This is a genomic window from Flavobacterium gilvum (assembly GCF_001761465.1).
GTDB lineage: Bacteria > Bacteroidota > Bacteroidia > Flavobacteriales > Flavobacteriaceae > Flavobacterium > Flavobacterium gilvum.
Window position 1 is genome coordinate 4150753 of record NZ_CP017479.1, and the last position, 14131, is coordinate 4164883.

The window sequence follows — 14131 nt, forward strand, 5'->3', positions numbered from 1 at the left end:
TAAAAAATGAAAATCCTCAAGATCAACATCAATAATATTCACTCATTAAAAGGAATCCAGCCAGAAATAAATTTTTCTGAAGGCATATTGGGCAATGCGGGTTTGTATGCCATTACAGGTCAGACAGGTGCCGGGAAATCGACAATTTTGGATGCCATAACGCTTGCTTTATACGGAAAAACCAATCGGCACGGTAATGATAAACCTTCGGAGGAAATCATTACACGTAATCAAAAAGAAGCTTTTTCGGAAGTTACTTTTGAAGTAGATAATGAGGTTTATTTGGCTAAATGGAATGCAGCTTTCACGAGAACGGGATCGTTGCGTTCCGATGTAAGGCAGTTGTACAAAATTGATGGGGATAATTTTTTATTATTGGCAGACAAAGTAAAAGAAGTTGACCTAAAAATTGAAGAAATCATCGGATTAAAATACGAGCAGTTTACCAAATCCATATTGCTGGCACAGAATAATTTTTCGGCTTTCTTAAAAGCAAAACCAGACGAACGTGCCGAAATGCTGAGTAAAATTACAGGAACCCAGATTTATGAGTTGATTTCAAAAAAGGTTTTTGAACAAGCCAAAACGCTTGAAAGCGAAATTAACATTCTTAGAAGTTCTATCAATGCCAATTTTTTAAGCCAAGAAGAGCTAGAAAAAATCACGAATGATATTTTAGAAAAGGAAAAAACGGCCACCATTCAAAAGAATCAATTGGATACTTTGATTGCCGAAATTGCTTGGTTGGACGCGATCGATTTGGTTAAAAAAGAAATAGAAAACAAGAATACGGAATTACAGGAAATTGACGAACATTTTAAGCAAAATGAAGCTATTTATCTAAAGTTGGCCGATTTTAACAAAGCTAAATTAATTGAGACTGATTTTCAAGCTTTTCAAAATGCTGAAATAAATTGTCAAAATAATTTTAATGAGACAACTACAACTGCTGAAAGCGTAAAAAACCTGTCAGAACAACTCAGTAACACTGAACCAAAATTAAAAATTGCTTCCATCAATTTACAAGCAGCAAAAGGCGAATTGTTACTGAAAAAACCGTTGATTGAACAGGCAAAATCAACGATTAACGCTATATCGGCAAACAAAGAAATTCTAAATGAAATCGCTCCTAGATTCAAAAGAACAACCGAAGATAATGCTGTTAATGAGAAAAATTTAGCTTCAGAAACTCAAAAAAAATCAGCTTTGGAACAAACAATTTCTGCGAATGAAAAGGTAATAGTTTCTCTCAGTAAATACGAATCTTGGGATGCCGAAAAAGGATCTGTAGAGCTGCTTTATCGTGATATTGAAACATTGCAATCAGAAATTAATAATACTAGCATTGATCAATTGCAGGAACAGCTATCGGCCTACGATCAGGAGAAAATTGGAGTTGAAAATCTGATACCTAAGCTCCATGAAGAAATCAACAAACTCACCAATGACACAGCTTCAATTGAAAAACAGAAAAATGAATTTCCCTCTTTTGAAATATTAAGCCAAACAAAAGAAGATTTAAACAAACAACTTGAAAACTGGGCTAAACTTGCAAAATATATTGAAACCTCTGCAGTTGAAAAAGAAAATTTAAAAAAAGTCGAAGAAGATTTAAAAAAAGGGAAAGTCCAGAAAGAAAATCTTGAAAAACTGATTTCCGAAAAAAAGGATTTGGTTAAAACGCTGGAAGAAAACAAAACACTGAAACTTTTGGTGGCAAGTTTGGAAGAACACCGACACAACCTGAAAGACGGTGATCCTTGTGCATTATGTGGTTCTACCAAGCATCCGTATGCACTCAATTTGCCTAAAGATCTTGAGGAAAATGATGATTCTAAAATAGAAAAAATTAGTTCAGAATTAAAAGGTCTGAATGCAGAAGAAGTCAACTGTATTAAAAGTATTTCGGCTTTGGAACAGCAAATACTGACTTCCAAAAACAATCTGCCGATTTTAGAACGCGAAATAAACGTCCTGAAAACGATATTAAAAATTGATACTCCCCTCACTGCCGACATTATCCAGTTGAATTCGGATGAAACAACCAGATTATTAGAGAAAACAGAGGAACATGTAGCAAGTTTATCGGGTTTGACCTCATCTTTAGAAGTACAGACAAAGTTACTGTCATCAAAGAAAGATATTTTGAATAAGGTGGAAATGATCCATAAGGATTATCAAACTGCTTCGGCCAGCATCATAAAAAACAAAGGGGCAATCAAAAACAATTTTGAGATAATTGTTGAAAAATTCCAACAGTTCGGGCATACTTTGGACACCCAAAATTTAGAATCAGTTGCTATTATCCATAAACAATTAACCGCCACATGCACATTGTTAAATGAGGAAAAGGAAAAACTGAAAGCCAACCAAAATACACTTGGCGAACTTAAAACCAGCCTTGCCACTTTGCAAACTCAGGATAAAAATTTTAAAACTGAAATCGAAAGCCTGAAAAAAGAAATCACAAAGCTTACTGAATTGGAAAAAACATATTCGGATCAGCTACACAATCAAACAAAAACTTTTATCTTAAAATCTCCTGTAGAAGAAGAGAACCGACTTCAGGAAATCGTCAATAGAGGGCAGGAATCTGTCGACAAACTTACTCAAACTTTCAATACGCTTTCGGCAACGATAAAAACCAAAAAAGAAACATTAGAAAAACTGACATCCGAAAAAACGGAATTGGACAAAAAGCAAGAAACTTCAAAACAAAATCTGCAAAGTAAACTGTCTGAAAATAATTTTGAATCGCTTGAAGCGTTAACAGAAGCCCTTTCGCTTACTGACAACGAGTCGATTTCTGTACAAAAAAAGAATTTTGACATTAGTAAACAACAGACCGAAGGTGCTTTAAAATCAAGTCGCGACCGACTTGAAGTTCTTTTAGGAAACCCTCTAACGGCAAAATCCAAAGACGAATTAACGACCTACAGAACCGAATTGGATGCCATCAGTTCTGCCTTACATCAGGAAATCGGACAACTGAGAGAGCAAATCGAAAATAACGGGAGAATCCTGGAAGAGAACAAACAGATCGTGGAGAATATCAATTCCAAAACCAAAGATTTTGAAAAATGGGAATTATTGAACAAAACCATCGGATCGGCAGATGGTAAAACATTTAAAAAATTCGCCCAGGATTTCACACTCTCACTATTGATTCAGCACGCCAATAAGCATCTGGAAACCATGTTCAGACGATACGAACTTTTCAAAGATGATAATTCAGAAGAAATGGAGTTACAAATAAAAGACAACAGTTTTTATGGTGAAATCCGGAACATCAATTCGCTTTCCGGTGGCGAAACTTTTTTGGTAAGTTTGTCACTGGCACTTGGTCTTTCTGATTTGGCCAGCAAAAAAACTAAAATACGTTCTTTGTTTATAGACGAAGGTTTTGGAACGCTTGACCCTGAAAACCTAAACAATGCACTTGATACTCTGGAAATGCTTCGCCAAACCGAAAACCGCCAAATAGGCATTATTTCACATATTGACGAACTCAAAAAAAGAGTCACCACTCAAATCAAGGTAAATAAAATTTCAAATGAATATAGTAACCTTGAAATAGTGGATTGAGGTTTTTGATAACCTCTTTTTATACTTACACAGCTATCTAAAATTTTAAAAAATCTAATAAAAATAGTTTTAAACAGTTTTATACCCCAACCAATCAGCAAAGCCATTCCAGCCTTTATTTTTGTAAACCTCTTTTGGATTGGAAGGTATGTTGTTGGGTTTATCTCCCGATTTACAATATGCTCTCCATTCTCTAAAACTATTTATATTTAGTTGATGCACAAATAGTTTTGCGTCTTCAAAATCTAAACAATCTATTAGAACACTACGTGAAACCTTTTCATATCCCAGCCAATCTTCAAATCCATTCCATCCCTCATTTTTGTAAACATTTTCAGGAGAAGCAGGAATGTTTTCAGGTTTTAAACCAGATTTTTTCAACTCCTTCCATTCACTCACACTTTTAAGATTTAAAGTTTTTACAAAATTCTTTGCATCCTCAAAAGAAAGAAAATCACTACCGATTATAGATAAATTATATCCTAGCCAATCTGCAAAGCCATTCCATCCTGCATTTTTGTATACTTTTTCGGGAGAAGAAGGAATGTTTTCAGGTTTTAAACCTGATTTTCTAAACTCCCTCCATTCCTTCTCACTTTTAAGATTCAAAGTCTTTACAAAAATCTTTGCTTCTTCAAAAGAAAGAAATACTGACTGTTTTGGTTTGTTTTTTTCAGTGATTAATTTCAGCTTGCCAATGCATTCTTCTCTTTTTGAATGTATTTCTTCAGGTTTACAAGTTGGATAAACAAAAGGATATTTTGAAATAGTATCAATGAAAATATCTGACCAATAAATTGCTTTTTCAAAGTCCTTTATTTTCATGTATGCAGAAATGAGCTTTGAGATTACAGAACCAATAAATCTACAACGTGTATTTGACGCTGCTTTTTCATGAAACATAGACATAAAAACACTACAATCATTATCAGTATTTTTAATAAGTTGCAAAAGAAGCTCTTTTTCAATTTTAGCAGACCTTAATTCTGAATACGATCTTTCAATAAGTTTATTGGCTTCATAGGTAATATTACTTCCAATCTGGCTCCACTTATTCCATTCTTCATTTGAAATATTCCCACCCTGAATTATAATATCAAGTACTTCTTCAGGTAATTTAATTGCATCGCTATATTCTAATGAAATATAGAAACGATAATAGTATTCGTTATGATAAACACAAATACCGTTGTTAAAACATCTTGTATATTCAGAAATAGCATAGATACATTTATTTATCTTTTCAGATAAATTACTTTTCTTTACTGATTCAAAGGCTTTAATGTTCTCTACATGGTTATTTTCGTATATTGAGGTAAATTGACTTAAAAAATGTAGTTCATTTATAGCACTATCGCTTGTTATCTCATCTTTATAGTATGCATCATTTATTCTTACAATTCTGAACGATACATATTTTTTTACTTTATGCAAATTGCTTTTTCCATTGAATGCAGTTTTATATTCTGCTTTTTGTGATGAATTTAATTCATAGAAATCATAAACATTGTGATAGTGAAAATATTCATTGTCATCAATTTGCTTGGGTATATCGGCATCTGCATTTAAAACCAAAAAATTAAAACTTTCAATTTCGTTTTCATAATTATCCGTTATTTTCTTATTATCCTCAAGTTTAACTATGCGCTTTTTATAATAATTTTCATCGATTAGATTTAGTCTAAAAACGTTATTTATTTGTGTTAAGTTAACAAAACTCCATGTTTTAGGTATGTTTGTTAATGTTTCAAAATACGAATCACGATCTTCTTTTTTTATATTATTTTTAATTTTATTGGAATAAACTATTTGTTGTTCTGGTGTTAAATTATGAAACTCAAAAGCATCTTTCATCATTTCAAAATTTTCATCTATATATTGGAACATTTTGTCAAAAACACTCTTGGAGAGTGTCTTTTTATCTGTAAAACACCAACATTTTATAATTTTTTCAAAAATAAATGGATTTTTTTGGAGAAAATAATGATTGGGAGCAAGATTTTCATCAAATAGAATAGTCTCAATTATTTCACACCCATCATATTCCTTTTCATCTAAAAGTATATCTAAATAAAGTTCAATTAGTTCTGACAACTCAATAGTCCCAAAAAATGTTTTAAATATCAACAGAAAATCCCAATTGAGTTGTTCGATGTCTACATGATTATCTAATATTGCTTCATTGTATTTATCTACTAATATTTTAAATGAAGTCTCTGAAGTTATTTTTAGATTCTCCAAAGAAGATCTTGATTTCTGCCTTAAAAATGCCAAACCTATTTCATTATGAGAATAATAAGACCCATTTTTTAAATAAAATAGTTCAAAATCAGGAGTATTTTTGTTTGAAAGATCTTCTATGACCTTAATTATTGAAATGTAGTTTTGATTTGAATTTAAGTGATTTATAAATGATTTGAAATCTAAACTATAGTTTGCAAATAAATCACGTCTTAGTGGTTTTGTACGATAAGAAGCAATTATTGATTTCTTATAAAGTAAATTAAGGTATTGGGACGCAGTTACATCTTTAAATAATGATTTATTTTTGATACTCATAAATATTTACGTTTTTTTATCTTTATCATAGATTCTAAACACAAATATTAAGCCATAAAAGAGATTCTATTTCACAAATTGTGAAACTTATAACATTAAGGCTCAGATTTAAATAAATAATCTGAGCCTTTTAAAAAAAATCTAATTGTAAAATTAGTTAGAACTAGATTTAACATCGTCAGTTACACTAATAGTACTAATGCGATCAGGAATTAGTATTTCTATAAAAATTCCCTTAATTAATATAGTTTAAAATACGATGATTGCTCTTATTATGATTTTTAGAATTTAAAATTTTCTAATTGCTCTAACAATGGCTGTACTTGTTTTTGAAGTACTAGTTGCTGTTCCGGTTGAAAAATTAATACTATAGGCTATTGTTGCAGAACTTTGCGAAGAACTCCAATAATATCCACCACTGAATCCTCCTATTACAGCTCTATTACTATACAATGTTTGTAGTTCATAGTAACTTGGCAGATACCAATCACTATATCCTCCTGAAGTTAAATCATTACATATTCTAGCTGCAATACTTGAAGTAGTACATCCATTTATAATTGCTGTTGTATTATTCTGGCCAGTTCCAATAGATGTACTTGTGTTAATTGATGTTCCAGAACACCCCCATTGAGCATTTGTGCTTTGATTTACTGTTGTTGCAATTAACCCGTGTGTTTGACCTGCTATATAACCAGAATCCCCAGGTTGAAAAATGTATGCAATTATTCCTCCTTGATAGCTTTGCCCAATGGCTAAGGCAGAAGCCAATGTTGTAAATGTTGTTACTGAACCATAAGCAGTACCAGCGCTATTAGTAGCATAAGCTCTAACATAATAGGTTTTACCTGCAGATAATCCCGTAATTGAACTTGTGAACGCCCCCTCGCCAGAACCATCTGTTGTAGTGCTATTATATATAGTGGGGAGAGAGTTTGTATCACTCCAACACACACCACGAGCGGTTATTAATGCCCCTCCATCGCTTAACACATCACCTCCACTTGAAGCAGTAGTTTGTGTTATAGAAGAAATATTTTTTGTAGTAACTCCTGTAGGCATGGTTGCGGCTGAAGTTCTAAAACTTTGATAGGCTCCATAAGTTGTTCCGACGCTATTTGTTGCATATGACCTGACATAATAGGTTGTATTTGCTGTTAAACCAGTTAATGAACTTATAAAAGATCCAGTACCAGAGCCATCAATTGTTTTTGGGTTTGCTATAGTAGGACTTGCAGTTGTGTTACTCCAACAAACCCCACGAGAAGTTATAGAAGCTCCACCATCACTTGCAACACTTCCTCCACTAGTTGCTGTTGACTGAGTAATTGAAGTAGCGTTCGTTGTTGTTATACCATTAGGAATTGTTGCAAATGAAGTAGTAAAACTTATTGCAGTGCCATAAGAAGTACCAACACTATTTGTTGCATACGCTCTAACATAATAAGTGGTACCTGGGGCTAATCCTGCCAAAGAACTAGTAAATATTCCTAATCCTGTTCCATCCACTGTTTTAGAATTTAATATTGTTGGCGTTGCAGTTGTATTACTCCAACAAACACCACGAGAAATAATACTAGCTCCACTTTCACTAGTCACATTACCACCACTAACTGCAGTTGTTTGAGAAATAAATGATGCTATTGTTGTAGAAACTACTGGAATAGTTGCCGATGTGGTAGTAAATGATTTTAAATCACCATAAGCAGTACCAACATCATTTGTAGCATATGCTCTTATGTAGTATTTTGTGTTTGGAGATAAATTTATCAAAGAACTTGTATATTGTCCTATACCTGTACCATCACTGGTTTTGGTATCTGATATCGTAGGATTTGAATTTGTTTTACTAAAACAAACTCCACGGCTAGTAACATTTGAAGCTCCACTATTAGTAATGTTCCCTCCAGTAATAGCTGAGATTTGTGTAATTGACGAGGCTACAGTAGTCGAAGTGATTATTGGAATAGTCGCCTTTTGAGTTGTGAATGTAACTTCTCCCCCATAAGCCGTTCCATAACCATTTGTTGCGTATGCTCTTGCAAAATAGGTCGTGCTTGGAGACAGATTAGTTAAAGTACAATTGAAACTGCCTAAAGTTGCTTGAGAATCTAGTTTTTTTGAATCTGAAACAGTAGGATTATTATTTGTACTATAACAAATCCCTCTTTCAGAAAGACTAACACCATTATCAGTAATTACTGTACCGGAAACCGTTGCCGTTGTTTGTAAAACATTGTTAGATTCTATAGTTTTAACTGCATTATCAGACTTACCATAGTCAAATTCTTCAGTACAACTATATAATAAAAAGATGCTCATAACTGTTGTGAATAGAATTTTCACACTATATGCTTTTATTTTTTTCATTTTAAGTATTTTTTTCTGATTCAGCATAAATTAGTATGAATCCTTATTTCTTAAGATTAAATGATACCCCAAAAGTTATTTCAGGTTTGTAAAACGCATTATATATATCCATAAAAGAGACTCCTCCATTGATATTAATAACCCTGTTGATTCGTATCATTAATCCTGAAGAAGTTACCAAATAACCCGTTTTTTCCAGAGATAAAGTGCCTGCATAATCGTTACGAATAACTTTGTCGTAATAACCATAACCAGCTCCTATATTCAAATATAGCCGGTTAGACAGCCTAAAATTTGGACCTAATTCTATTTCTGTTTTGTTCTCTATACCTGAACCATTTAGAATATCCTCTTCAGGTGTAAAACTAGTTCTAGCTGAAATATGAAATCCAACAGTTTTGTTCCCACCACTTTCGTAGAGCAAACCATATTTTGCGATTTCACCACTGTGGATGCCAAGACTAGAAAATGGAGGTAATTTTTTTGGTTTGGCTGTTATTGTAGGTTCCGGTTCAGTAACGGTTGAAGTTGTTGGATTATCAGTATTTTGTATAGGTTCACTATTCATAAAATACACTTCATTGATATATCCAATTTTTCCATTATATTCTACTTTGTAATAATCGCTGCTTGTTTTACCTTTTATGTTGACTTGTTTTCCAGCGGGTAAAACATATAGTATTTTGGCAAATGGACTATCTGATTCACGCATTTTTGCTTCCCTCTTTAAAATATCGGTTTTTGTTACTTTTGAATTGCTTTGCTTAGGAGCACCCGTAGGAACACTAGTAGGAGTTGAAGTATTATTTAATCTTGTTGTTTCTGCTTCATTTATTTTAGTATCGCATTTATCTATTTGACTTTTAGCATATACATCTTTTGGATTGGAATCTAAAATAGCTTGATATTTTTCTTTCGCTTTTGCATAATTTAGAGATGCAAATTCTTGATTGGCTATTTTTAAATTGTCCTTGCACAATTTAGCTCTTTGAATTTTTATTTCACCAAATTGCATATCTGTTTCACTAGCTGCTGATTTATATAATTCTTTGTATTTGGTTTCAGCACAAGTGTAGTCACCCTCTTCAAAACATTTATCTCCTTCTTTATAATAGTTTTGAGAATATGTTGTAAATGAACATATTAATATAAAAAAAAAGAATATACATTGTTTCATTTTATTTGTTTGGTATTAATTTAGAAATATCTTGATCAGGATTTGGAAACTTTATTTTAATAACTTGAAATAAAATACCTGACAAATAAGGATAATCAGAAAAATTAAAATCATAGTTAAATATATATTTGGAAATTTCAGTTTGAATTTTGTTTAATTTTAGTTTTTTAATTCCGTCCTCCATACCAGATACAGTTTCTTTTTTATCAATAGTATCAATATTTATTAGACAATCTCTAAGTCCCTTATCTAGCAGTTGATAATTTTCAATTTGTATCTTCAATTTATCAAGTGATGCCGACGGTTGCTTAATTGTGTTTAATTCGATTTGTGATTTTTTTAATTTTTCACCATCAAAAGGGTTATCAAGTAATGATTTGGCATCAAAATATTTGTTTAAATCAATAAAAATCTGATTCAATTCATTATTTTCACCTATAAGTTGCAAATCACGTTCTATTGAGAATTTACTTGATGAGACAATTAAATCATCAAATTTTTTGCCTTTGTAAGTATTAATAATTTTAGCCAAAATTTCACTTTTAACTTTTTCCTTTTCATCTAATTTTTTTTGTTCACAAATTATTCTTTCACTAGATATTTTCTGACTTAATTCCGATTTTTGGTTCTTCAATAGAGTAATAGAGTCGTTTTTTTGTTTGATCAGATTATCTACCTTTCCCTTTTCTGCTTTAAATTTTTCTAATTTTGACAGCGTCAATTTTAAAATCTTTATAGAGTCAATTTTGTTTTTCAAAATTTCGTTTTGAACTCTATAATTTTCTTTTTCATTTTTATTTACTTTCATTAAGCTATCAATGATAATAGCTTGTTTTCCTATTTCTTTTATTAAATCCTGTTGTGCGAAAACAGCAAACAAATTGAATAGTACAAATACTATAGAAATCTTAATTTTCATCGTTTTGAGTTAATTTTAAGAGGCTTAAAGGATATTTAAATATGCATCTTTGCGATCAGAATTTAATCTATTCGATATATTGTTATACCTGTTATAATCATAAGTATAATTACTATTACAATTTGTTTTAAAGTCTTCTAATTCCTTTTTTAATGGATTGTAAATTATATTTTGGTATTCATTAAATGTAGCAAATTCAAATTGTTTGTATTTACCAGTCCATTTGTTGATTTTCGTGTCTAAATAAGTTAAATACGTGTCGATTAACCTTTTTTTATTAGTATTTAATTCGCTGTGTAATCGAGTACAATTATTCACATAAACATCTTCAAGTTTATTTTTTTTATAGGTATCTATACGGGAAATTTTGGCTTTTAAATCAGCAAAAGGAAATTGTGAATTTAGGTTGGTTTGTGGAATTGGAAAATATTTTGAGATTGCGATGAAATTATTAATTTCATCATATTTACGTAGAATTTGCTGTATTTTTAAAAACGAATTATCTACAGGACTCCCTTTTTCAAGAAATTCAGATTTTCTTAATGTTATACATTCACTCCTAATAAGCGAAAGGTCTTGTAGCTTCCACTCCTTATTATTAAAAACAGTATAGGCTTGTTTAATAAACTTATCTGTATAGACCGAATATAGATTTTTAGAAAGTATCTCTTTCCATTGATTGTTTTCAAACTTATTCTTTCCTAAAAGCTGGCTTTTAAAGTAATCATCAATGTAATACTTTACTTCATTGTATTTATCTTTACAAAATTTATTTTCAGGTAGTTTACTAAGATTGATAATTTCCTTTTCAATACTATTGGTAAAAGGGTTAACAGGAGGTGCAACCTTTTTTATTTCGGGAGAACCACCTAATAATGACTTTATAACAAAAAATGAAATTAAACCTATAACGGCTATAGCCAAGCTTATTTTTATAATTTTCATTGTCCTTTACTTTTAAGCTTTTTTAATATATCTTCAGCTGTAGTTAACCCTGCATAATTTGCATTTTCTTTGGTACTCTTTAATGTTTTATGGAGTTCACTATCTTTTAAATACTTATTCTCATTGCAGGATTGTTGAATACTACTATATGTGTTTTTACCATTCCCATCTAATTTCCAGATTTTCAAAATCAGGTCAATGGTACTTTTTAAAACAGGATCAGATGTATGCTGCTTATATTCTTCTAATTTATTTTTTTTCAACTCTCCTCCTTTAATATATTGAATAATCTCGTTTGTATTAGAAGACAAAGCTATGTTTTTTTGTTTCTGAGGTGCCTGCCTTTGTGGTTGTTCCAACGTATTTGTAGATGGAGTTTCTTTTTTTTGTGAAGATTTCTTTTCTTCCTCCTTAACATTTAACTCTTCATCTTTTAATGATTCTTTTGGCTTGAGAATATCATTTATAGCATCTGCAATTTCACTTAATGTTTTATTACTAACGTCTCCAAGATTTTTTCTAATCTCGTTATATTTAGTACTATCAATTTTCTGGATAGCTATTTCTAAATTCTGCTGTTCTAGTGAATAATCAAGTTTTAATAATTTTTTAAATTCTTTATCATTTATCAAATTTCTTTTGTTTATTGCATCTTCAATGCTTTTTATATTTTCTTTCCAATCATTATATTCGGTAGAGTCATTTTCTTTTTTACGACCCATAAACCAATCGAAAAGGCCTCTTTTCTTTTCAATAACTCCAGGATTTTGATGTTCCAAATCTTGTTTATATATATTTAATGTATCTAGAAAAAGAGAATCTCCTTGAACATATTTTTGCATATGTACGGGAAATTCATAATGTGATTGAGGATTATCTGAATAGGATAATTTATAAATCAAAGTAAATACAATTATAAAAACTGCTGCGATACTGCTAACTATCCAACACCATTTTGGAATTTTATTGTACCACATTTTTTTGAAAATAGCTTCATAATAACCATCATAATCTTTTGAAGATTGTTCTTGATATTTCCATTCAATAAATTTATATCCAAAATTAGGGTCACATCCAAATTCAGGTTTGTTTTTTTCATATTTACCAATCGGTTTATTTTTAAAACTTCTTTTACCAAATTTATTATTAATTATTAATTCAAATCCTTTATCATTCGGATATTCTATCAATTGCTTATTAATCAGTTTTATATCTTTCGGATTTTCATCTTTTGCTGGACAATAAGGAAAACTTTTACTTTCATGTTTATTACTCAAAATAGTAATATCATATAATTTGTCAATATCTTCTCCAATAAATTCAGGTTCCTTACTATTAGAAAATAAATCTCCCTGTTGATTTTTAATCTGAATATTATAATCAAATACAAGTCCTTTGTCATCTTTGACTAAGAATGTTGCATTAATGTGTTCTTGTATAACTAAAACAATATTTCCAATTTGATTTTCAGGTAAAAGGTCTATATTACCTGAAAAGACACCCTTTTTAACTGAAATATCCCATCGTTTTATTAAATCCTCACCACTAAAGGTACATTCGTATTGATGTCCACCTATTTTCTCATATGGTTTCGTGCCAATCTGAATATCTGCCTCATCTATATAATTTCCCTTTCTATCTTTGATTTCGATAGATATGGTTTTAACTTTTGGTTCAGGGGTATTAAAAGCATCGTATTTAATACTGATTTGATTATTTTTTAATTCTAAGTATTTATAGATTTCAGAATCAGGATTAGACAGGGTTCCTTTTGCTTGTATAGGCCAAAAACATCTTTCTTCTTTTGAATATTTGATTTCTACTTGCCATTTTGCCCTAATGCAATTGTTATTCTTCACATCAGTGCGTTCTTTACCATCTGCAATTATTGATACCCCTTTACTGCGGCTGTAATTGTCTAAGTAGTAGTATTCATTTTTCAAATCGATGTCTTTCAATTCTTCGCCAGAATTTGACAAAACATTAAGTGGATTTTTTAAGTTATCTTTCAAATCAATACTTATAAAGAGAACTTGTTTGTAATCGCTATATTCTTCCTGAAAGGGCTTGTTAAAATATTCCTTTAATTCATCTTCATTTTTATAATATATAAATGCGGCATCTTTATTTCCTGATTCAAGTTCTTCGTTTTTTTGAATTTTAACTTGTTCTTTATATTCAGTTAAAAGAGCATTCACAAAATCCCAGTCTTCTCTAATGAGGGTTTTTTCACCTCGATTTAGATAATTATTTTTAATATAATTATTTGAATATTTTTTTGACAACTCGCCAAGTAGACTTATAATTTCTTCTCCTTTTAATATTTTATTGTAATTTAAAAAAAGTGAAAATGCTATAATCCCCAAAGCATTACTACGCTGTGTATCTTTTACAATGGTATATTTTGTGTATACAGTACCGTTTGCAGTGAAAGCTATAGAAAAAGCAGATTGCCCTAATGAATTATCATTATTTGCCCCACTTCTCATATCTTTCGCAATTAAATAAGCTAGATCTTCATTTGTCGTATACAAAGTACGATAACCATCTTTAGTTGCGTGAATTACTATATCCAT

At 30.8% G+C, this 14131-nt stretch carries 7 protein-coding genes; 1 reads left to right on the plus strand and 6 read right to left on the minus strand.

The window, feature by feature from the left end; genetic code table 11:
* Positions 1 to 6: 6 nt before the first annotated feature.
* Positions 7 to 3585, plus strand: a complete 3579-nt coding sequence (locus EM308_RS16805) for an SbcC/MukB-like Walker B domain-containing protein (protein WP_035637613.1) — start codon at positions 7 to 9, stop codon at positions 3583 to 3585.
* A gap of 69 nt (positions 3586 to 3654) precedes the next feature.
* Here EM308_RS16805 and EM308_RS16810 read toward each other — a convergent pair whose 3' ends face one another.
* From EM308_RS16810 to EM308_RS16835, 6 genes are all read right to left on the minus strand, one after another.
* On the minus strand, positions 3655 to 6144 hold the full coding sequence (locus EM308_RS16810) for an integrase repeat-containing protein (protein ID WP_035637611.1): 2490 nt from the start codon (positions 6142 to 6144) through the stop codon (positions 3655 to 3657).
* Between the two features lie 288 nt (positions 6145 to 6432).
* Complete coding sequence (locus tag EM308_RS18445; RefSeq protein ID WP_035637609.1) at positions 6433 to 8514, minus strand: beta strand repeat-containing protein; 2082 nt, start codon at positions 8512 to 8514, stop codon at positions 6433 to 6435.
* A 43-nt stretch (positions 8515 to 8557) separates the two neighbouring features.
* Positions 8558 to 9691 carry an SH3 domain-containing protein gene (locus EM308_RS16820; RefSeq protein ID WP_035637607.1) on the minus strand — a complete coding sequence of 378 codons (1134 nt, stop codon included), beginning with the start codon at positions 9689 to 9691 and terminating at the stop codon, positions 8558 to 8560.
* A gap of 1 nt (position 9692) precedes the next feature.
* Positions 9693 to 10610, minus strand: a complete 918-nt coding sequence (locus EM308_RS16825; RefSeq protein WP_035637605.1) for a hypothetical protein — start codon at positions 10608 to 10610, stop codon at positions 9693 to 9695.
* Between the two features lie 24 nt (positions 10611 to 10634).
* Positions 10635 to 11555 carry a hypothetical protein gene (locus EM308_RS16830; protein WP_035637603.1) on the minus strand — a complete coding sequence of 307 codons (921 nt, stop codon included), beginning with the start codon at positions 11553 to 11555 and terminating at the stop codon, positions 10635 to 10637.
* Entirely contained in the window at positions 11552 to 14131 is a 2580-nt protein-coding gene (locus EM308_RS16835; RefSeq protein ID WP_035637601.1) for a hypothetical protein, read from the minus strand. The genes EM308_RS16830 and EM308_RS16835 overlap by 4 nt, the downstream gene beginning before the upstream one ends.

What these genes read in the sequence shown, in the direction of transcription:
- EM308_RS18445 (WP_035637609.1), bottom strand. Translation starts at nt 8,514, where the DNA reads ATGAAAAAAATAAAAGCATATAGTGTGAAAATTCTATTCACAACAGTT.
- EM308_RS16825 (WP_035637605.1), bottom strand. Translation starts at nt 10,610, where the DNA reads ATGAAAATTAAGATTTCTATAGTATTTGTACTATTCAATTTGTTTGCT.
- EM308_RS16810 (WP_035637611.1), bottom strand. Translation starts at nt 6,144, where the DNA reads ATGAGTATCAAAAATAAATCATTATTTAAAGATGTAACTGCGTCCCAA.
- EM308_RS16830 (WP_035637603.1), bottom strand. Translation starts at nt 11,555, where the DNA reads ATGAAAATTATAAAAATAAGCTTGGCTATAGCCGTTATAGGTTTAATT.
- EM308_RS16835 (WP_035637601.1), bottom strand. Translation starts at nt 14,131, where the DNA reads ATGGATATAGTAATTCACGCAACTAAAGATGGTTATCGTACTTTGTAT.
- EM308_RS16820 (WP_035637607.1), bottom strand. Translation starts at nt 9,691, where the DNA reads ATGAAACAATGTATATTCTTTTTTTTTATATTAATATGTTCATTTACA.
- EM308_RS16805 (WP_035637613.1), top strand. Translation starts at nt 7, where the DNA reads ATGAAAATCCTCAAGATCAACATCAATAATATTCACTCATTAAAAGGA.